General features: G+C 53.3%; 20 protein-coding genes and 1 pseudogene. 17 read left to right on the top strand and 4 right to left on the bottom strand.

From position 1 onward, the window contains the following. Positions 1–85 precede the first annotated feature (85 nt). Positions 86–1,645, top strand: coding sequence for a winged helix-turn-helix domain-containing protein (locus ACR0EL_RS16485; RefSeq protein ID WP_480501174.1), 1,560 nt, complete (start codon positions 86–88; stop codon positions 1,643–1,645). Positions 1,646–2,010: 365 nt separating this feature from the next. On the opposite strand, the gene ACR0EL_RS16480 is transcribed toward ACR0EL_RS16485, so the two are convergent. Both ACR0EL_RS16480 and ACR0EL_RS16475 read right to left on the bottom strand, forming a co-directional pair. After that, positions 2,011–2,313 (bottom strand): SH3 domain-containing protein, encoded by a 303-nt coding sequence (locus tag ACR0EL_RS16480; RefSeq protein WP_480501173.1) that lies wholly within the window; start codon positions 2,311–2,313, stop codon positions 2,011–2,013. A 102-nt stretch (positions 2,314–2,415) separates the two neighbouring features. Further along, the gene (locus tag ACR0EL_RS16475; protein ID WP_480501172.1) at positions 2,416–2,808 is read right to left on the bottom strand and encodes a GFA family protein; all 393 of its coding nucleotides are present in this window, start codon (positions 2,806–2,808) and stop codon (positions 2,416–2,418) included. Positions 2,809–3,057: 249 nt separating this feature from the next. On the opposite strand from ACR0EL_RS16475, the gene ACR0EL_RS16470 reads away from it, so the two are divergent. The 9 genes from ACR0EL_RS16470 to ACR0EL_RS16430 all read left to right on the top strand — a co-directional run bounded on the left by ACR0EL_RS16470 (position 3,058) and on the right by ACR0EL_RS16430 (position 12,302). Next, positions 3,058–3,363 (top strand): WGR domain-containing protein, encoded by a 306-nt coding sequence (locus tag ACR0EL_RS16470; RefSeq protein WP_480501171.1) that lies wholly within the window; start codon positions 3,058–3,060, stop codon positions 3,361–3,363. A gap of 526 nt (positions 3,364–3,889) precedes the next feature. After that, on the top strand, positions 3,890–4,294 hold the full coding sequence (locus ACR0EL_RS16465) for a DUF3768 domain-containing protein (protein WP_480501170.1): 405 nt from the start codon (positions 3,890–3,892) through the stop codon (positions 4,292–4,294). A 324-nt stretch (positions 4,295–4,618) separates the two neighbouring features. Further along, a complete protein-coding gene (locus ACR0EL_RS16460; RefSeq protein WP_480501169.1) occupies positions 4,619–6,484 on the top strand; it encodes a ParB/RepB/Spo0J family partition protein in 1,866 nt (621 codons plus the stop codon). 177 nt (positions 6,485–6,661) lie between these two features. Beyond that, positions 6,662–7,198, top strand: a complete 537-nt coding sequence (locus ACR0EL_RS16455; protein WP_480501168.1) for a hypothetical protein — start codon at positions 6,662–6,664, stop codon at positions 7,196–7,198. Between the two features lie 525 nt (positions 7,199–7,723). Continuing rightward, positions 7,724–7,924: a hypothetical protein gene (locus ACR0EL_RS16450; protein ID WP_480501167.1), complete on the top strand. Its 201-nt coding sequence runs from the start codon at positions 7,724–7,726 to the stop codon at positions 7,922–7,924. A 477-nt stretch (positions 7,925–8,401) separates the two neighbouring features. Next, entirely contained in the window at positions 8,402–8,827 is a 426-nt protein-coding gene (locus ACR0EL_RS16445; RefSeq protein WP_480501166.1) for a hypothetical protein, read from the top strand. Next, the gene (locus ACR0EL_RS16440; protein ID WP_480501165.1) at positions 8,824–10,659 is read left to right on the top strand and encodes a relaxase/mobilization nuclease domain-containing protein; all 1,836 of its coding nucleotides are present in this window, start codon (positions 8,824–8,826) and stop codon (positions 10,657–10,659) included. The genes ACR0EL_RS16445 and ACR0EL_RS16440 overlap by 4 nt, the downstream gene beginning before the upstream one ends. 87 nt (positions 10,660–10,746) lie before the next feature. After that, a complete protein-coding gene (locus tag ACR0EL_RS16435; RefSeq protein ID WP_480501164.1) occupies positions 10,747–11,784 on the top strand; it encodes a hypothetical protein in 1,038 nt (345 codons plus the stop codon). A gap of 224 nt (positions 11,785–12,008) precedes the next feature. Further along, positions 12,009–12,302: a hypothetical protein gene (locus ACR0EL_RS16430; RefSeq protein ID WP_480501163.1), complete on the top strand. Its 294-nt coding sequence runs from the start codon at positions 12,009–12,011 to the stop codon at positions 12,300–12,302. A 560-nt stretch (positions 12,303–12,862) separates the two neighbouring features. On the opposite strand, the pseudogene tnpB reads toward ACR0EL_RS16430, so the two are convergent. Then, positions 12,863–13,054 (bottom strand): annotated as a pseudogene (tnpB, locus tag ACR0EL_RS16425) (IS66 family insertion sequence element accessory protein TnpB); the annotation flags it as partial. Beyond that, positions 13,051–13,218 carry a hypothetical protein gene (locus tag ACR0EL_RS16420; RefSeq protein WP_480501161.1) on the bottom strand — a complete coding sequence of 56 codons (168 nt, stop codon included), beginning with the start codon at positions 13,216–13,218 and terminating at the stop codon, positions 13,051–13,053. The pseudogene tnpB and the gene ACR0EL_RS16420, both read right to left, overlap by 4 nt. A 602-nt stretch (positions 13,219–13,820) precedes the next feature. Here ACR0EL_RS16420 and ACR0EL_RS16415 point away from each other — a divergent pair. Genes ACR0EL_RS16415 through ACR0EL_RS16385 form a run of 7 tightly spaced genes read left to right on the top strand, consistent with a single transcriptional unit; the run spans position 13,821 to position 20,839 of the window. Further along, positions 13,821–14,999, top strand: a complete 1,179-nt coding sequence (locus tag ACR0EL_RS16415) for an ATP-grasp domain-containing protein (RefSeq protein ID WP_480501159.1) — start codon at positions 13,821–13,823, stop codon at positions 14,997–14,999. After that, complete coding sequence (locus tag ACR0EL_RS16410) at positions 14,999–16,204, top strand: MFS transporter (RefSeq protein ID WP_480501157.1); 1,206 nt, start codon at positions 14,999–15,001, stop codon at positions 16,202–16,204. The genes ACR0EL_RS16415 and ACR0EL_RS16410 overlap by 1 nt, the downstream gene beginning before the upstream one ends. Then, positions 16,204–17,403, top strand: coding sequence for an ATP-grasp domain-containing protein (locus tag ACR0EL_RS16405; protein WP_480501155.1), 1,200 nt, complete (start codon positions 16,204–16,206; stop codon positions 17,401–17,403). The genes ACR0EL_RS16410 and ACR0EL_RS16405 overlap by 1 nt, the downstream gene beginning before the upstream one ends. Then, complete coding sequence (locus tag ACR0EL_RS16400) at positions 17,400–18,593, top strand: ATP-grasp domain-containing protein (protein ID WP_480501153.1); 1,194 nt, start codon at positions 17,400–17,402, stop codon at positions 18,591–18,593. The genes ACR0EL_RS16405 and ACR0EL_RS16400 overlap by 4 nt, the downstream gene beginning before the upstream one ends. A 34-nt stretch (positions 18,594–18,627) precedes the next feature. Then, a complete protein-coding gene (locus ACR0EL_RS16395) occupies positions 18,628–19,776 on the top strand; it encodes an acyl-CoA dehydrogenase family protein (protein WP_480501150.1) in 1,149 nt (382 codons plus the stop codon). A 23-nt stretch (positions 19,777–19,799) separates the two neighbouring features. After that, on the top strand, positions 19,800–20,378 hold the full coding sequence (locus ACR0EL_RS16390) for a DapH/DapD/GlmU-related protein (RefSeq protein ID WP_480501148.1): 579 nt from the start codon (positions 19,800–19,802) through the stop codon (positions 20,376–20,378). Continuing rightward, positions 20,375–20,839, top strand: a complete 465-nt coding sequence (locus tag ACR0EL_RS16385; RefSeq protein WP_480501146.1) for an NUDIX hydrolase — start codon at positions 20,375–20,377, stop codon at positions 20,837–20,839. Before ACR0EL_RS16390 ends, ACR0EL_RS16385 begins: the two co-directional genes overlap by 4 nt. Position 20,840: the final 1 nt, after the last annotated feature.

Here is a 20,840-nt window from a genome sequence, read left to right as displayed (position 1 = left end):
TGGGAGATTTTTGGGAGATCATTGGAAATCTGTATTTGAGACTTCACTTGGGATAAAATGGCAAGACCGAGGGAGCAGTACGAGAATGCGATACGAGTTTGATGCCTTTACGTTAGACACTGACACCCGCGAGCTTCGCCATGGTGCGACCGCTGTCGCGCTTGAGCCGCAAGTCTTTGATCTGTTAGTTCTTTTGCTTGAAAATCGCCATCGGGTGGTTTCCAAGGATGAGATTGTCCAACGCGTATGGTTTGGACGCGTGGTTTCGGACTGGACCATCCTCGGCCGCGTAAAATCGCTACGTCAGGTATTGGGCGATGATGGGAGCGCTCAGAAATACGTTCGTACGTTGCGCGGGCAAGGGTTTCGCTTTGTGGCACCCGCCAAATTGGTATCGGTAGAAATTGCCACGGCACTGGAAGCGTCTGAAACAGCCGAGCAGAAAACAGTCGGGTCGCCACCATGTATCGCGGTATTGCCGTTTTCGGCGATCGGCGACCTGGAGATCGGAAGATCACTGGCGGATGCAGTCCCGCGCGAATTGATCAGATCGCTTTCCAGTGTGCGTTGGTTGCGTGTCATTGCACACGGATCGTCATTCAGGTTCCGAGGACAGACGATTGAGTTTGAAGACGTTAAGTCCCTACTGGGTGCACAGTACTGCATCTCGGGAATGGTGGAGGCGTTGGCTGGCCGTCTCTATGTGGATGTAGAAATGGCCGATACCCGTACAAGTGAGGTCGTCTGGGCAATTCGAAAAGAAGCTCCGATTGACGAGGTGCAACGTTTGCGAACCGAAATAGCCGGGGCCGTGCTCAATATCTCTGAATTTGAGCTTCCCGAACACGAGGCGCGACTTCTGGAAGTGGATGATGCAGAAAACCTGGATGCATGGTCATCTTTGCATCTGGGAATTCGTCATATGTATCGGTTCAACAAGTCAGATACAGAAATAGCCCGAAAGATGTTCGAACGTGCTGTAACACTGGAACCAACATTGGCACGCGCGCATGCTGGAATTTCGTTCACCACTTTTCAACGCGTGTTTCTGGGATATTCGTCTGACCTCGCCGCGGACCGACTGGCCGCCAGGTGCAGCGCCGAGGAAAGTGTTCTACTTCAACCGCGTGACCCGTTTTCGAATGTTGTGATGGGCAGAAGCCTATGGCTGACAGGAGATACAGAAGCGAGTAAGCCGTGGTTTGACCGGGCGGTCCTTGAAAGCCCAAATTACGCATTCGGCCGATATGCGTCCAGTTGGGCGAAGGTTTTCACATCGGATTATGCAGGTGGAAACGAAATGACGGACCTTGCCATTGCACTTAGCCCGCTTGACCCGCTTCGAGGCGGCATGCTCTGCAACAAGATGTGGATCGCGCTTGCCGCGAAGGACTATGATGCTGCCGTTCAGTGGGCACAGCAAACCGCGCTGACGCCTGGTGCGCATGCGGGCCACGCGATGTTTGCGGCGATGTCAAACCGATTGATTGGCAATGATGACGGTGTGTCGCGGTGGTTAAAAGAAACGAAACGCCGTAACCCGGGGTTCAGCAAAGCAAAAGCAAAGGCTCTGGTTCCGAGTAGTCACACCGAATTTCGCGCCTTAACTGAAGAGGCTGCGATCGCGCTTGGTCTTCCCGACTAGTGGTCGCGACGCAAAATTGGAATTGGCGCGAGCTGCAAAGTGCATCTTCGGCATTTGCTGCATGAGCAGACGTCGGTTTGGTCTTATGATCGAGATTCGCAGAACCTAGTTGCGAAAGTCTGGATTGGGGTGCCCTTCGACGCTCAAACAAAACATTGGCCCAAATCTGATGGGGCGCTCTAAAGGTCCGCTTTAGGGAAGCTGCAACGCAGCAATGCTGAGTGGGATGGATGTCGCCTTTGGGCCGGAAACACGATCGTGGTTTCCCGCTTGTTCCCATCACCGGCAACAAGAAAGCTACACTGCGGCCTTTTCTGCCAGCATTCTATTGTTACAGTAAGATGGCATCGCTGATCATCGTCGTATTAGATTTTCCGCAAGTATGCCCAAGAGACATACCCCTTTAGTCTACGAGCACGCTCCAATGAAACGCGGCACCAACGTGTGCCACCGGTCTGCTCGCAGCTGTGAACTCGTAGTGCGGTTCCATTTGGAAGACCAACGATCACATTGAACCCTGTTCCAGGTCCGCTGCGCATTTTTAGCATGTCACCGTCTTCGACTCCAAAAACCTCATATGGTCCCAGTGACGCCGCCACAGCCGGCTCAACGCCAATGACGACCCCTAGGAACAAAGCCGCTAAGGGTGAGAAGATAGCATTGCGCATCTTGATGTCCTGCTTGTTGCCTCAACTACAATCGTAGCAATTCGGGTCACCAGAAGGAACAACTCCCAGAAAGAAATGTACGTGATACCAAAGCCTAAACCCCTACATATCTTCCAAGTGGTGGGGAACTCTGGCCCAGTTGGGGGCATCTTTCGCAAAAACCTTTTTCGATGGGCTGAAGTTGTTTGGTTCATCCAGTGTCCCAGCTGCAATGCTCGTCAATCCGAAGGCCGTCACACCCCACACGCCTGACCCGCAGGTACCGCAGAAATGCTTGATAACAGGTCGGCCTTCCTTTGAGGTCTTCTCAAAGGTCCGTGGTTTGCCCTTCAGTAGCTGTAGATTTTCTGACTTTATCATGTACCCGGCGTAGCCATCTGTACCGGTCATCGATAGGCAATCTCTGCAAAAACACATGAGTTGCAGTACCGCTTCACCGGTGATCCGGTAGCGCACTTCACCACAGAAGCACCCACCTTCCAATGATTGTGCCATGTTCGTTCATCCCTCTATGTCCACTGGGAAGAGTAGTGAACATCGTATGCGCCCTAATCTGAGGCGGCAACATTTCCACATTGCTTCTGGCTATCTCACGCGGAATTTCATCATCTGACTAAGCGGCAGTTTCCGGCCGTGAAAAATTCTCTTCTGCGTGAGCACGGTCATTAAAGAGAGAAAACTGTGCGGATATCCGCTCAGAAAATGTAGGTCCGTTCCATTGAGGATCAGAATCCATTCCGACGAATGGATCTTGCAAAGTCATTGGACAGACGCGCTGAATTCGCCGACAATCACATCATGGAGCTGACGGCAACCACACCTGTCCACCTGATCCATGTGGACCCGGGCGTGAACATGGCACGGTTCTATGGAATTGAACTGCAGTCGACCCTGTTTGGGGAAGTGTCCGTCCTTCGTACTTGGGGACGCATCGGCACAAACGGACAAGCCATGATGGTGACGTACGAAAACGAAGCCCAAGCTGCTGATGCACTCCATAACCTCGAAAAGCAAAAGCGCCGTCGAGGCTACGTCCCGGTCGGTGAGTGACTTCGGGTTTCAATCTGTTTCCATAGCAAATCCCGAGCCTTTTTTGGCTCGTGACCGGGCTCCAGGTTTCAGCCGATAGGCCGGCTTCCACCCAGAACACCCCAGCATGATCTCCCTGTCCCAGTAGCCCCTGATCCGTCTCATGCGAGCCGGGGCAGGGGCTTTGGGTCATGGTCGGTCCATGCCGTGGTGATCTGCCCATTCGGGTGACGATCCCTTTTGCGCCCCCGCAGGATCGAAGATCCTTTGGCCATTTTTGTTGGTCAGGCGGGATTTGGGCAAGCCAAACGCCCTCCGACGTCGGGGGGAAGGCGCGGCCTCCCCCCTCGGACAAGACAAATAGACAAGACCGTGTCCTCGCGCGGGGCGCTGCGGGCCGCACCACTCTTGTCGATTTGTCCTGTCTCGCCCCTCTCCGCGTTCGCCACGTGGCAGGTTTTAGAGACGACGCCCTTTCAGGGCTCGGCTCAAAACCAGCACCAAAGGGGATCAACCCCGGAGGTCGCATGACATAGGAGAGACGGTTTTGAACAGTGAAGCAAGAACAGACATCGAGAACGACACCTGCCTTCAGGCGGCAGAGATTGCGGCCCAGAATGACCTGTTTCGGAACGCCCTGATCGATCCGACTGCAGCAATTGAGATGCAGTCCAAAGGCATTCAGGGCCAGGTGTTTGTCACGCCCGGTGTGTCGGGTGAAGGGGTGGAGTTCCAGACCGCAGCTTTGAAGGCGGTGGCGTCGGATGACCGGTTCGACGAGGGCAATGACCCTTATGGCGATCACACTTTTGGGACCGTGACGGTCAGCAGCCAAAAGCTGTTCTGGAAGATCGATCTTTACGACACGGAATACACATACGGCTCCGACCGCCCGTTTGATCCGGCAGTGACCCGCCGCGTTCTGACCATCATGTGCCCCAGCGAATACTGAGACCAGCCCTGTCCCAGAGGGGCAGGGACTGCATGCGCAACCTGCGCAGGAAAGGTCCCTCTCGGGACATGCAAGCATGCCCTGCCGGGCAATGGGTGAACCTATGCCCGCAAAAACCTGAAAGGGGGTGATCACAATAAGTCAGGAAACTTTGCAGCAACGACGGCACGAAGCCATTGAGCTGCTCAAGAAGGGAGGCCTGTCTGCCAACATCGCGCTCCGCTTCTTGAAACAACACGCAGCCGCCTAAGCGGCCCCGCTCTACCCCGGAAGGGGTAGGGCACCCTTAACACGAAGCGAAACACTCAAACAAGGATTTGCCCCATGAGCAAAGTCGAAACATTCACCGCACCGGAAACCATTGAAACCCTTGCCCTGTCCGATCTCTACCTGTCTGATCTGAACCCACGACAGGAGGTTGCCGAGGAAGGTATCGCCTTGCTGGCTGACAGTCTGATCATGTGTGGCCTGATCCAGAACCTCAGCGGTCTGCGCGATGCGGATGGCAAAGTCGCTGTCGTCGCCGGTGGTCGTCGCCTGCGGGCTTTGAACATTGCTGTGACCGAACGCGCCGATCTGGCACAGGTCCCCGTGAAGGTCACGGATAACCCGTTTGTGGCCGAACAATGGGCCAATGCGGAAAACACAGCCCGGGAGGAACTGGACCCAGTGGACGAGGTCCGCGCCTATGGCAAGATGGCGGAGAAATCCCTGTCTGTTGCCAAGATCAGCAACGCGTTTGGCGTCACCGAAGCCCATGTGCGTCGCCGCCTCGCACTGGCCGGTCTGCCCGCCGCCGTTCTGGACGCGCTCAAAGCTGGTGAGATCAGCATGGGGCTGGCCAAGGCCATGACCGTCAGCACCGAAGAAGAGAAAATTCTGGAGGTTCTGGAACAGGCCAAGGAGTGCCGGTGGTTCAGTGAGCATGATGTCAAACAGGCACTGACGTCAGAAGCTGTCAGCAGCACCAACCGCAAGGCGGTGTTTGTGGGGCAGGATGCTTATGTTGAAGCAGGTGGCACGGTCACCGCTGATCTCTTTGCTGATGAGGCCCTGTTCAATGACGGCGCGCTACTGGATCGCCTGTTTGCCGAGAAGCTGGTGGCAGAAGCAGCGAAATTGCGCGAAGCGGAAGGCTGGGAATGGGTGGAGACCCATGAAGACAGCTACATTCCCTATGGGTTCTCGGGAAGTGAAGGCATGCACCGTCTGGGCATGGTGAGCCGGGACTTCACCGAAGAACAGTCTGAGCGTTATGACGAGCTTGCCGAACTCTATGAGGCTGAGGCTCTGGACGAGGCTGGCGAGAAGGAGCTCGCTGCGCTCGAAGACTATGCCGCGCCGTTCTATTCCGACGCGCAGCGCAAGCTGTCCGGCGTGTTCCTCTATGTCGGCAACACCGGTGAGATCAAAACATCCCCGGCCTATGTCGCGGCAGAACATGTACAGGCTGCCATTGAGGCCGGTGTTCTGGCCCCTGTCAAAGAGCCAGAGATCGTCGAGACACCAAAACCGGCCTACTCACAAAAGTTCATCGACGACATGGTGGCGATCCGGCTGGCAGCCGTTCAAACGGCCCTGCTGGACAAGCCTGATTATGTGCTGAGCCTGTTTGCTTTCTCCGCCACCCCGGCCTCCGGTCTGACCAGCAACCTGTTTGGGTTTGGCTATGGTGGCGCTGAGCGGAACACACCCGAGATCGATGACCAGTTCACTCTCGACCCGCGCCTTGGTGGGGAACGAGATGAGGCGGCAGAGGCAGCTTATGACCAGTTCCAGGAGATGGCCGCACAGGGCAGCGTGGAGGCGTTCAAAGCGTTCCGCGATCTGGGCAAGAAGACCCGCAACGGAGAAATCACGGCTTTTCTGGCGCGGCGGTTCCTGACCCAGCGCCCGGAGTTCATGGCAGAGATCGAGGCTGAGATTGGTGCTGACATGCGCGCGATCTGGACCCCGTCGGCAGAGAACTGCTTCATGCGCTTGAAAGGCTGGCAGCTGGATGATCTCTACAAGGACCTGCTGGACCTGCATGTCGACACCGACATGTTCAAAGCTTTCGCGAAATCCAAGAAAGGTGCGAAGAACGAGGCGATGCACAAACTCTTCAACGACACAGAGCATCAGAGCGCGTTGGGCGTGACCGAGGCACAGAGAGCCCGGATCGATGCTTGGGTTCCTGAGTACTTCTGAACCTAACGGGGCAGGGCGCTTTGCGTCCTGCCTCTCAATCTCTGGCTGTGTCAGCCTCAATGATGAAAACTCAAAGTGGCATTGCGCAATCACCCCGTCGCGCATAGCTATCAGAGGTCGGTCACCCGGCTCATTTTCTAAAGCGATCACTTGATTAGAACGGATTTGGATAGACCCATGGACACCCCATCGAACAAGCTCGAGAAAGCGGCTCGCCGCGTTTGGAAATCCGCGCAGATGTTTGTCGGGTTTCATACGGATCAGACAGGCAAGCCGCGCGAACAGCCAAAGCTCTGGCCGCCAAAGAACGGGAGTGCATCGATCCACAACGACCCCAGCGCACAGGAGGCGATTGTTGTGGTCAAAGCCGCTGATCCGGAAGCAACGCAGGACGTGCAGATCAAGCTGCATCCAAACCGTATCGTTGTGCGCCGAGACGCGGATATGTGGTGGCAGGGTGTGGCCGCGGATGAGCATTCCGTGACGGTCCGCATGGCTGACAACACGATCATCGAAATCCGCCATGACGGGTCGGTGAAACGGCGCTCGACGGAAGATGAAACCCATGTTGAAGCCGATGGCAGCATCTTCAAGTTCACGGAATTTGCCGAGGCACATATGACGGGCGACGGTGTGGAAATGACACGGCGCACCGAGGATCGCATTGCCACGATCACAGCCGACGGTGTTGTCGATCGCGCGCGCAAGCGTTAGCCTGAACTCAATACCTCCAGACTTTCCTTTGGTCAAACTTGTGGCCCGCTTCGGTGGGCCTCTATCTTAGGACGGCGTTCCGCGGCCTCTGCCCTTGTACTGGTCCTGCCCCCAGGCGCGCGTTAGAAAGGTCGCTCGGGTCGTGGTGATGTCACTGCGAAGTCCACCCGCACCCTGAACTGAGTATTACGTTTGCGTCGGATCGAGGTGATCTTGCCGCCACTTGTCTCATCGCTTTGTTCAGATGTCCCGCGCGCAGCGATCCCAAGAAGTCTTGCCTTTCACCTGGTCTGTCAGTTTCAACCTCGTTGCCGTAGAAGATCCTCGGCTGCGGTGTTTCTGAAGGGATGAACATAAGCGGGCAGTCGGGGAAGACGCGCGGTGCCCGTGTCGGGCGCCGCGCTTCAACAGGGAATTTCCCCTGCGCCTGCGGCGCATTCCGCGCGGACAAAATTCCCTGCTGACGTCCCCTTGTTGCCCGCTTTTCCCATGTTCATCGAAACACGCCATAGCGAGGATCAAACAATGGCAACTCAAACTCTGAAACTGAACGTCAAGACCGGTGAAAAAGAAGGCAAGACTTTCTGGGATCGGTGCGGGGTTCTCTTCGTCAACACCGATGAGACCGGCAACATCACCTCGATCCAGGTCCGGCACAGCATGTTCCCCGGTGTCGAGATGGTGGCCTTCCCGAAGCGGGTCGATGACGATCCCGTCACCGAATGACACGAGGGCAGGGCGGCGCAAGCCGCCCTTTCTTCTGCTCCGGCCAGAGGCCGGACCACATATGCGCCACACGTGGCGCGCGGCCTAAAGGCCGGGCAGGGACACCGTCCCACCGCAACGCGGCATCCCTCAGCCCTGCCACACTCGCCGCGCGAGCGGCGGGAAACTGAGTGCGCTGAGGCGCGCGGAAAATGCCATACTGAGCTTGAACGTGCCGGTATGTGACGGGCGCTGTTCGGGCAGCTCACGCTTCGCGTGATTGCCCTGCACCAGTCCACCGGCACCCACGCCTGCTGGCTGGAAAAGGGGCGGGACCCTTTTCCCGGCGTGGAAATTGCCTCCAAGAGCAAAACTGTTCCGAGGGCAATTTGAGAAAATGCGGATTTCTGAAATCACCCCTGGTTTCCTCTTGGAGAGTATGACAGGATAAGGTAGTTGTGTTACAAATTACAAATGCAACCAAGGATTGATTGCGATTTGAGCGAGAGCAAGCCCACTGACACCACTGTCTTTTCCGTACGCTTGCCTTTGGATGCGCTGGAGCGTCTTGAGGCGGCTGTGACCGCGCTCGGGGCCAAGAGCCGCAACCAGATCATCCAACGACTGATCTATCGGCTGATCGGTTATCTCGATCCTGACCCCGCTGTTGTGGATCTCTGGCAGAAGCATTTGCGGCAAGTTCAGGGTGGATACACCAACCTCAACCAGCTAGCGAAATCGGCCAAGCGCGGCACTGTGATCTGGACGGATGACGACCGCCGCGACGTCGAAAATCTCCATCGTGCGATCATCCAGCACCGGCAAGACTTGAAGGCGATGATCACAGCAGCGCGCCGGAACCGAGAGCCAGAATCCGCCATTCGCCGGATCTTGCGTGATGACGATTGGGATGCCGCTGCATGATTGCTGCAACCCACGATCTGACAGCAGGTGACTTCTTAGAGCTTGCGTTCCGCGAAGCTCAGAAGGGTGTCAATCGTTCCAAACAGATCAATCAGCAGTTGCAGACCGCCAAGCGCATGAAGTTCATGATTTCGCGGGCCTCATCCATCAAGGCGCGGCTTGGTGCCGTGGTTGGAATGCCTGAAGCAGTTGTGAAACACGTACGTAAGGGTGGGGTGAAAAACGCGCATGAGTTGCGCCGCCAGATCAATTATCTGACTGTCCGAGCAGAGGGCGTGTTGGACATCCGGGACAATGGCGTGACCCCGCTCGATGCGGATCAGGTCAGCGATTTGATCGAGACCTGGGCCGAGGATTTCAACGGGAAAACCAACTACGGTTACACCCGTCACATGATCGTTTCTTTCCCCGAAGGCACCTATCCGGACGCCGCTCATGAGGCCGGTTTGGAGTTCGCTGATCGTCTGTTTGGGAGCGGTGATTTTGGCGATACCTGGGACTACCTGACGGTCTTCCACAACGACACTGACAACCCCCATGTCCACATCGTTGTGAACAACCGAGGCGTCGAACATGGGCAGTGGTTGGCTATGGGTATGAGCAGCGAAATGAACATCGACGTACAGCGCTCTATCCAGGTCGAGGTTGCTGAGGAATACGGAATTGAGTTGACCGCAACGACCCGCCTTGAGCGCGGATTGCGGCAGGAAGTTGAGACGGAAACGTGGAAAGTTCAGGCCGGAATGTCGGTTGTTGAAAGCACCCCGGAAGTAGAAGTTACGGCCCGCGACATGGCCGCCGATGTGATGACCCTATCCATCGCAAGAATGTCGGATCTGTTTGATGAGCGCGCCAACGCCATCAAAGACCGGATCGAAGAGTTTGCCATCCAACTCGTTGAAAGTGAGGAACCTATGGTATCGAGAATGGAACATCTACTGGACCAAGCCCATCATTTTGATGACTACGGTGAGCCGGGAGACCCGTCTTATGTGTCCCCCGAGGTCATGAGCAACTTGCGGCGACACATCGAATTAGGCGGTTCAGAGGAAACAATCGCGCCCGAGCTGAAGGCTCAGGTTGTTGCCCATATCAGCGACGTTCGGGACAACGAACAGAGCCATCCATATCTGTCTGCCCTTGCTGATATTGTGGATGACAAGGAGTTCCAGGCGACCCCAGATTATGCCCCGGCAGCACACCGCTACGAGGTCTATATGCAGGACACCTTGGGCGAGGGGGCCTATGAGGACTTCCAGACTCAGACCAAAGAATTGCTGCAATCCATCGACAAGATGGAAGGGCTGGCCCGTGAGGTTGACGACCCTCATCTGCGTGTCGCAATGGATATTCAGATTGGTGAGCTGAAGGGCGACGTTGCGGATCTGCGCACCAACGATCCAGGCCTTCAAGCCTTCATCATCGAGGACCGGCGCTATTCAACGATGATGGGAATGGGCACTGCCGAAATGGATGTCTTGGACTATCCAGAGGCCGACAAGTGGGCGGCGATCCGCAAGGAAGTCACCGACACGGCCAGCAGCTACGGCCTTGATGGCGAGGCGTTCGTTGCCCGCTTTGGCGATCATCAGAACGTCACTTTGGGCACAACAATGGGATGGCGCAGCGACGACATTTCGACCGCAGCGGCCCACTTCCAGGCTCAAGGATTGTCGGACAGCCACGACCGGGCAGAGGCCGTTGTTGACGAGCTGCACCAGCTTGCTTCTTCCAAGATCATCGCAATCTCGGAAGAACTTTCAGACGTTCACGCCCACGCAACGCACCCGCTCTTGCAAGGGCGCGGTGGCGATGACGGACACAGCCTATAAGGAGTTCACCCGGTCTGCCTGATGAGCGCGCCAACGCCGTAGGCAGATCCATCACAGAGTTTTCCATCAACTCGCAAAGGAAAAACTATGGTTTCGCGTACAGACTATCTTTTGAACGAAGTCGAACACTTCGCACCCTATTTCCAATTTGATCAATCCGCCCCGCGCGAGGATCGCGTTTCAGAGCAGATCGACATCATCAAGAAAGAACAGCAGGCGATGGGCTATGATCGTGCCGCCATCGCTTCAAAGAGCTTCGACATCGAGGACCAGGCCAACCGCCGTGTTGACGAACATACGGCGCAAAAAGATCTGGTCGAAGAACTGAAAATCGAATTGGAGTCTGGGGAGCGGTCAGGGGAGCCGGTTGATCTGAACGATATGCAGGCTTTGGTTTCTCAGCACATGACCAATGCTCAGGAATACGACCTGTATCATCCCTACTATTCGTCGCTCGCGGATCTGTCCGGCGACAAAGGCTTTCAGGATTCCGACGACTACCTGTCGCCCGGTGATCGCTATATTCAGTATATGCAATCCGCTCTGGGGCAGGCCGGTTTCGAGAACTACGAACAGCAGACTAAGGACATTGTGAACTCCATCGAGAACATGGAGGCTCTTGCACGAGAGGTCGAAGATCCGCATCTGCGCGCTGCAATGGACGTGCAGATCGGAGAGCTGAAGGGCGATGTTGCCGAGCTACGCCCATACGACACCGACCTGCAGGCGTACACTGTTGCTGATGACAGTTACACCACATCCATGAATGCGGCCGAGTTGGACAACCTGGACCCGTCCGAGGCCGAAAAATGGCTGGCAGTGCGTGACGACATTGTTGCAACCGCCAACAGCTTCGGACTCGATGGAAACAAGTTCCTGGCTCGCTACAACGATCATGACAGCGTTTCAGTCGGCACCACGGCGACTTGGCGAGACGCGGACATTTCCACCGCTGCCGCCCATTTTAACAGCCAAGGTGTTCCGGACAGCTACGAGCGCGCCGAGGCCGTTGTCGGTGAGCTGCACCAAGTTTCGTCCAGCAAGATTGCAGCCGTGGTGCAAGAGATTGCTCATACCCGCGAACAGACCACCCACGTCCATGAAGATGATGGCCACAGCCTTTAACCACGGAGGACTTGATAGATGATTGTTCGCACTCTGATCTTGCTCGCCGCCGTCGCAGGGACTTGGTACGCAACCAAAACGCACACAGAAAAGCGCCTCACAACTGAGTGGCGGCTTGCGGTAGTGAAATGCGTTGCCGGGAACGCTGAGATTGCTGGATTGGAACAATGTGTCGTCCGGACCGCCCGTCCATCGGCTGTTTCTTCAGGTGCAGGAGGCCAATGATGCTGGCGGCAAATCGAAACCACTGTGCAGCGTCTACAACTGCACAGATTGCTCCGATGATGGGGCATAACAACCCGCCGCCCGAGAAAGTCATCAAGCCGTCGCCCGACAGTGTGTTCGGGCTTCGGGCTGCATGGCTCCGGTTCGCGGAAAAGAGAGAGATAATCCGTCTTGCTAAGCTGCACGTCCGGATCGAGCGGAAGGAACAAGCCCTGAAGGAACTGCGGGCCGAACGCACCACGATCATGAACCGGTGCATCCGGCGAATGCGCCGAGCTTCTGGCAAGAACTGAAAGTACGGGTTTACCCGTCTTGACGATCCAGCCGATGAAAGCCATCTGATCTTATCTATTGAAACGAAAGGTAAATCTATGGCGTCAAACCAACGCAATGACACTGATTGGGTTGCCCCGCTGACCGTAATTGTGAGCATTGCACTACTCTTACCGGCATTGTGGCTGTCCCAGTTAACGGGCGCATCTATCGGAGACAGCTTATGGGCTTTTGCCAGATGTGTTTCAGTGATAGCGGCATTCGGTGCGCTGATCTATTTCCTGAAATGGTTCAGCTACGGCTTTCTCATTGCAATTTCTTTGTCTTGTGCCTGGATTCTAACCCGCCTGGTGAGATCCGGTTACACCGACACTAACTGTCCCTCTGATGGATTTTTCCGGCAGGCTTGCGACTACCCTTGGTATCTTAATGGCTGGATACACGGGCCGCTTTTTGCCATCGGCATAATAGGATGTCTTTGGTGGGCCTATATCGAATGGAATAATCGGTACTACTGACACCGAGATACCCAATGCCGCGATCCACTTACGGCATTGGGTACTTCTGTGTTTGCCGCTAAGGCACCTTGGCTGTCCCACCAGATGATCTTGAGTAGATCACCGCGCCGTCCCCGGAACACAAACAGATGGCCGGAATAGGGATCGAGTTCCAGAACCTTCTCGGCCTGCGCCGCCAACGTGTTGAACCCGCGCCGCATGTCCGTCACGCCTGATGCCAACCATACCCGTGTATTCGACGGCACCGGGATCAAGGTAACAGCCCTTCCACCAGCACCAGAACAACAGACAGAGACGTTGTACCTTCCACCAGAATACGGCGGCCATCGGACAGCGTGATGTCCACGCGTTGTGCAGAAACCGGCCCAGCCAATGCCGGTGCGGAAACCTGTATATCATGATGTGACGGTGTCGGCATTGCCCCCTCAATCTCTATCGGAAGAAAATCAGAGGCTTCATCAGCGCACATTCCCCATCGCAAACAGGGGCAAAACGAGGGTCGCGCAACCACTTGTGGATCAGATTGGTGTTCATCGAATACCGCCGCGCTACCTGCGCAACCGATACACCCGGTACTCGCGTCTGGCCACAAATCGAGCGCTTCTCGTCATCAGTCCAAAAACCGCTTCTTTTGATCCTTCTTGCCCGCCATAGAATACCCCAAGATGTCCACTATCGATGGTGGACACTATCAAGCACTCCGTAACACCATCTGGACGTGTCGCGGTTTGATGCCGCTCCTTTGATAGCATTTATTGCAACAAAGGAGACGAACTATGGGACTGAAACGGACGGATACATTCCAGTGCGGTTTCTTCTTAGATGTCGGCAAATCATAGCGCATGCCCTCCTAGAGTTTTGACGAAGTATCAAAATGATGCCACCCTAAAGTTGTTGTTTATGATTCTATCTACCTCAAAGGTTTATCCCCTAATTGTCTGCGCATCTTATCTGCCCCTAACGGCTAATTTATAGTCGACCCCTTGTGCGCGCATACGATCTATACTTTGGAGAGTCTCCATGAAGCGTCTTTCAGTGCTGCTAACTCATCCTTATCGCGCACGGCTTTTTGCAGAATCCAGCAAAGTGCGACTGATTGCTCCCAATATCGGATTGGTCGAACCTGAAGACTCCGCGAGCGTTTCTCAGTTTCTGTGCATAAAGGATGGGGATCGCTTAGGAACTATACGATCCTTCCTAGCAGACCACGATGTCGATATCGTTGTATGTTCGTCGCCGCGCGATGACATGGCTCATGAGGATTCGAGCCTGGTCGCGGAGTTATCTGGTACAAGAACACGTTGTATAGGAATGGATGCAGAGAGTTCCGAGGTATTCTTTGATAAATTGTGTACGAACCGATTTCTCGAAGCAATCGGTTCACTTATTCCCCCTAATGTGGACATAAGTACTGCGCTTCTCCCTGTTCCTATTATTGCTAAGCCGCGGAAATCATGGGGCGGAAAAGGAATTGTGAAAATTGAGTCAAAACAGGATTTTGAAGCGCACAGGTCTGAGAATCACGCCAGTTACGTCTATCAAGCCTATTTAACTGGCATAGAGATTAGTGTGGTTTTGGTCTCAGATGGAGCAGACTATCTCCTATCACCGATAGTGTTTAAGGGGGGCGTCCGGAAAAGCTACAGGCATGCACTCAAGCGCCTGCGCATCACGCCCTTTGAACCTTCCGAAAATGTAAAAAATGATCTTGGAAGGCTTGCTGCTAATGTCACCAAACTGGTCACTAATCCCTGTTGTTTGGAGATAGAAGGAATAATTCACGAGGATCATCTCTATGTCACAGAAATCAACGGTCGATTAACCGGAGTAACGCACCTACTGGCGACAGTTGGTTTTAACGTGCCAGACAAGCTGCTTCAGTTTGCGGAAGTAGATAGAACACCTCTCAGTGAATTCGAAGTAACTGGTATCGCCGCCGAAATTCCGTTCAATGGCCAACTCAGCAAGGACGATAAAACATCGATATCCAATAGTTCGTATCACCAGCGTTTCTTCGAAAGGGTTGATGCGCTCGGCCATAGGATCCGAGCCTTGGCCAAGGTTGGTGACTCCACTGAGCTCGTCGAGATGGTTAGCTCACTAGGAAACCTGGACTTACTAGCAACCGGTGTTGAAAAAGACTTTGAACTATTCACTGAGAACGGTCCCAAAGATTTATCAGCGACGGGGCTGCATTGATGCCCAACATGCCTCTCGCCTCAACTGCGCTGGCCGCAGCTAACGCCAGATTTGGTAGTGGCCTATTACAGGTTGCTATCCCATGGATGGTTCTTGCTGAAACGGGTCAGGCTTCTGTGGCAGTCGGTATTCTGTCTTTGCAGATGCTGCCGGCGGTCTTTTCGCCATTTTTTGGTAAAATTATTGACCGCGGGGTCAGCAAGGGCCTTCTAATGGCGCTCGTAGCGTTGCAAGCTGCCTGTGTATGTGGAACTCCCTATTTTGTATTCCTTGGGTCTTCCAGTGCAACGGCGATACTGTTGATCGGATTGGGATCTGCGACAACGTTGCTCGCAATTCTCAACGAATTCGTCTTCGTGCCCTCTATTTCCAAGAGCACAAATGTCGAACGAAACTATGGCTCATATTTAGCTGTGGCAAACGCCTCTTTGGCCGCCGCGCCGATTGCCGCCGGTTTTCTGATTTCGTTTCTAGGTATTTACCCGACATTCATTGCTGCAACTGTCTTCTATGCGGTTTCTGGTTTCCTCAACTATTTGGTTCTAGGCCAGATCCAAGAAAGTAAATCCCAATCCGACCACGTGGAAATAGAAGGCACCGAAGTTTCTTTGGCATCATCACTCAAAGTGATCTTACATGATCCGAACCTTCGTGGGTTGATGCTCTCCCAGTTCATCTACAACTTGGGTATGGGCGGCATAATTGCCCTGATTGTCGTGGGAGTATCAGGTCCTGATCTGAAAACAGCAGTTTCGCCAGGTGCTCTGATATCATTTGGAGCCATCTGTGGGGCAATAGGGGCGTGGGTCAACAAGTACCTAGCCGTCGGATCGGATATCACATCACGCATAGTCATCATCAAATGGTTTGGGTTGGTAGGCGTTTTGGGGCTCTTTTCACCCAATGTCTCTCTCGCAGCGTTCGCAGGTTTTGGGTTACTGTCACTTTGCCAAGCTGCGGCCAACACCTCGACTCTAGCTATGAGAAGTCTGATCATTGCTCCCCATCTGCGAGGTCGTACCAATGGTCTTCTGAGAATGTTCGCTCTTGGAAGCGCCGCCATTTCGCCCGTTCTTCATGCAACAATTATTAGCGTTACTGACGACCTGTTCTACTCAACTCTGTTGGTTTTCGTATGCGCGCTTCTTTCAGTAGCTATTTTTCAGCTTTCGCGAGTTCCCATCACTGATCCGGAGATGAGCTAATGTCGAAAGGTACTATCTGTCTGATTGCTCCCAGCGACAGGATACTGCAAGCCGTCAAAGATCTAGACGCTAGTTGCCTTATCTTAACGGATTTCAAAGCTTGTACCAGTCAGGTCCTAGCAGCAGGGTTCCCTACTATCGTTGGGGATCTGAGCAACTCTGACTACTTCATCAGGCAAGCGAGAGCTTTTTCCGACAATACTAAACTATGCGGTGCGATATCATACACCGAGCGGGGCCTTGGGTTGGCCGGAAGAATATCCGAAGAATTATCGTTGACGACAACGACCTACACGGTAGCTGAAAGAACCTTGGACAAAGCGATAATGCGGCAAGTCTTGCCAAGCACTCTTTCTCCAAAATGGTCATTGGTTTGTTCGCTTAGCGAATTGAAACAGTTTCGGCTAGAATGCCAGGGAGATATCATACTCAAGCCTCGAAACGGTGTCGGATCGGGCGAAGTGCTCCTACTGAAAAGCGACAACGATATTGATCGACTGCCAGAAGGAATGCTACCGGCATTGGCCGAGGAAAAATTAGTGGGGCAGCTCTATTCAATCGAAGCCCTGAGTTTTGACGGGACTCATCACATCATCGCCATCACAAAAAAGCGGGACATGGGAGACGCGGCCGCCAACAGCTTCGTTGCTGTTCAGCAAACGCTGCAGAACCCGTCGGTCTTGGAAGCCCCGGAATTTCGGGGTATTGAGCAATGTGTCCATGAATGCCTGAACCGAATTGGCCTCAAGGATGGCCCAAGTCATACGGAACTAATTCTGTCGGACGGCGGGCCCAAGATTGTGGAAACACACAACCGAACTGGTGGTGATAAAATCCACGAGATGGCGCTCCTTGTGACCGGTGTCGACATGGTTTGGTCATCTTTGAATTGGTATGTTAATCAAGCGGCGCTTACTCAAAGATTTCAGGAGAATCTGCACAAAGCGGCTTCAATTAGATTCTTCAATACCAAGCCCGGAAGAGTAACCGAGATAAAGGGCCTGTTAGGGCAGCGGTATCGCCCAGGGGTTGTAGAAGTCGTTTGCAGAGCCGCATTAGGAACATCTGTTCCATCAATTCTCTCTGCCAAAGATCGCATTGGCTATGTACTCACCGTCGCCGACAGCCCGGCAGAGGCCGAGAACATTGCGGTCGATGCAATGGATGAAATCACGATTACGACGGTGGGTGCAGAATGAGCTCACAAAAAAAAATACTTGTTCTTTTTCCGTTGACTGCGGAGGCTGCTGAGCGTTTCTTTCGAGCTAGCAAAAAGCTAAAAATAGATGCTTTTTTCGCGGTTCAAGAAAAGGCGAGCGCTTACCGCGCGCTGAAACAACTAGAGCTAGAAACCGACCGTGTAACGGCGTTCAAGTCTCTTGAGGAAGCTGAATCCCACTATCTATCAGGCAACCTAACAGAGCAATTCGATGCTGTGGTTCCTGGAGGTGAGTACTGTGTGCCAAGCGCGGATCGACTTTGTACTGCATTTGGTTTTCCGACAAGCCTGAATGGGCAAACCCGCGGTGTGAGAGACAAGTCTTGGATGCGCAGAATTGCGTTGCAGGCAGGAATCTCACAACCAGAAGTTTTTAAGATCTTTTCCCAAGTGTGTCACAGAGATGCGCTAAAAGCCCTAGACTATCCCGTTGTTGTCAAACCTGTCGATAAGTGTGGCGGGCAGCAGGTCAGGATATGCGCCGACCCTCGACAAGCCGAAGCTGCAATTGCGGAAGTTCTTAAACCCAGCCGATCGACGTCTACCGGGATTGAGCACCAGTCGACTGGCTTGATAGAGGAGTTGATCGGCGGTTCGGAATTTAGCGCGGAGTGTGTAGTAAAAAACGGCGATTTGAAGACAGTCTTAGTTACTAAAAAGTTCACCGACAACAGCCACAATTGTATAGAGATCGGGCACGTCGCGGGTTTCCATATTGAGCGGGATGAACTCCGAGACATCGAGTTGTTTTGCTCACAGATAATTGCTGCTTTCGAGGTAAACTCAGCGGTTCTACACATAGAGTTTAAAGTTGCAGATGGAGAGCTGTACCTCATTGAAATTGCTGCACGAATTGCAGGGGGATTGATTCCCCGAATTCACAACCTGCACAGCGGTTATGATCTTGAAATGGCTCTGATCTCGGTAAAACTCGGACTTGAGCCCGGCTTGAAGCCGCATCACAGCAAAGATCAGGCGATTGGAGTTCGGCATCTGCGAATAGCAGAATTAGATTTCAAGCTACCATTTGAGGTAACTGAGGTCGAGGAAGTAATTCATCTGCCGCGTTTAGCGGACTCAAACCTCCCAACTTCGACGAGTTCCCGTCTGCTATCCATCATTTTTAGTGGGAAGGAAGAACAATGCATTCAAGCATTTGAACTTAGCTGAATCCATCTAGCTTCCTTTCAGGAGGACTAAATCAATGCCTTCTATTAGTAGTGCCTCTCATTCGGAAAAATTTGTGAGCCGAGATAGCTACGATTCTGCCGTATACCAAGCCATGCTCGCGCTGAAAGGCTGCAGCGATCCAATGGTTTGGCGAAAGCACTTGGTATCATCAGGAAACAGCCAAATCGACATACCGCTGCATATGGGAGGCCGCGGGTTTTCATCACAGCAAATGGCAGAAGTGTTCTTTCGCTTTGGTCAGTTAGACGTTGAATTGAGGGATGTCCCCGGTGCTGGGCATGCGCGGTTATTGATTTATACCGAAAAAGAGAATGTCGCGGATCTGCTCGCCCCAATTTGCGATGGTGATTGGTTTTTCGGGATAGCAATGACCGAAGAGCAAGCAGGATCAGATTTAACTAATCTAAAAACTCGTGCCAGCAGATCGGGTTCCGGATTTACCATTACTGGAAAGAAGAAGTTCAATGGCCGCATGCTCACCGCGAGCCATTTTATTGTATTAACACAAGCTGACTCCGACATCTCAAAAGATGGCCTGGCCTTGTTTCTTGTCCCATCCGAGTTAGCGCAAAAATCAACGATAGACGGTATGGGGCACTCAAACTTCTCTTGGGGCTCGATGCAGATAAACCAAGTTGAGTTACCCCCTGAATCCCGTTTAGACAGTGTGATCCCCGCCCACGTAATTCTTCAAAACCACTTCTCTTATTGGCGGACGATGATTGCCAGTGTAGCGATCGGATGCGCCGAATATGCTATCAGATTGGCAAAAATGCACATGAGCAAGCGGCAGATTCAGGGTCGCAGACTTGCCGAGATGTCTCATCTTCAACGGGACCTTGCTTTTCACTTCGCTTCTATCAAATCGACGCAGTTGTTGAGAGACTGGGTGCTGAATTCACCAGATTGCGAGCTCTCACCTTCTAAGCTGTCATCGATGGTAAAAGCCGAAAGCGTTGAACGAGCGATTTCGGCCGTAGACTTTGCGATGAATGTTCACGGAGCTCTTGGGTATTCTTCCGAACTAAGCCTTGAAAAACGATACAGAGATTTGATGGGGTTGAGGTTTGCTGATGGCGCTTCAGATGCGCTTCGTTGCTCTGTCGGTCGAGCGATTTGCAAGGAGTATTTGAGTGCGGATCACTTCGAAAAAAGAACGTAGCCAACATTCCTTAGGAGAAATCAATGTTCATAGAAGATGCAATTCGGAACGATTTGGTGTCATTGGGAGAAAACACTCAGGTTGATCCGAGTGTGGTAGTGGTACCTACCGAAGATGATGGTCAAAACTATGGGTTAATCGAAATCGGTGACGGTTCAGTCGTTAGAGCAGGAGCTATTCTTTGCTCCGGTGTCTGTATCGGGCAAAACTCAATGATAGGGCACAACTGTGTCGTGCGCGCTCGAGTAAAAATTGGAGATGAAGTTGTCATCTCACATTTTGTATCCATAGAGCGAGATACCAGAATTGGAAGTGGTACAAGAGTTTCGGCCCAGACCCATCTAACCGGCGACACCTATGTAGGAAAAAACTGCCATATTGGTGCCAACATCGTCACCATCAATGATCGGAATTTGGAACGAAAAACTGAGTTACGGGCGCCGGTCTTTTGCGATGGTTCGCGCGTCGGAAGCGGCTCTGCAATAATGGCAAATGTCACCATCGGAGAAGGTTCTCTTGTTGGAGCAAACTCACTCGTACTAAGTGACGTTCCGGCACGGGCAACGGTTTTTGGATCACCGGCAAAGGTACAAAACCAATGACTAAGCTAAGTGCTTTTGCGGTGATTTTTGATGCTTCTCAAAGCGTTTTACTTTGTCATCGGCGGGATCGAGACCTCTGGAACTTGCCAGGCGGTGGTGTTGATGCAGGCGAGAGCCCATGGGACGCAGCTGTTCGAGAGGTGAAAGAAGAAGTCGGGCTAATCGTCGAGATCAAAGCCCTAAGGGGGATTTACAACAAACCCACACATGACGAGCTCTCTTTTTTGTTTGAATGCAGCGTCATCGGAGGGCACCTCACTTTGACCGATGAAGCAGACAAAATCGAGTATTTCCCATTTGATGAGCTCCCCAAAAACACCTCCGAAAGGCAGGTCGAAAGAATCCAAGACTGCAAATCCTTCAGCAAGCTCTTGTTGGCCGATCAGCGAATGGCATTCGCGAGCAGGGAAATGTGCGAAACCGAATTCGCGATTCTAAGCGATTTTTCTGGAGATCGATAGA

The organism is Ruegeria sp. AH12 (genome assembly GCF_056541465.1).
The sequence above is the reverse complement of the archived record's forward strand: the minus strand, read 5'-3'. Positions and strand labels throughout refer to the sequence as shown.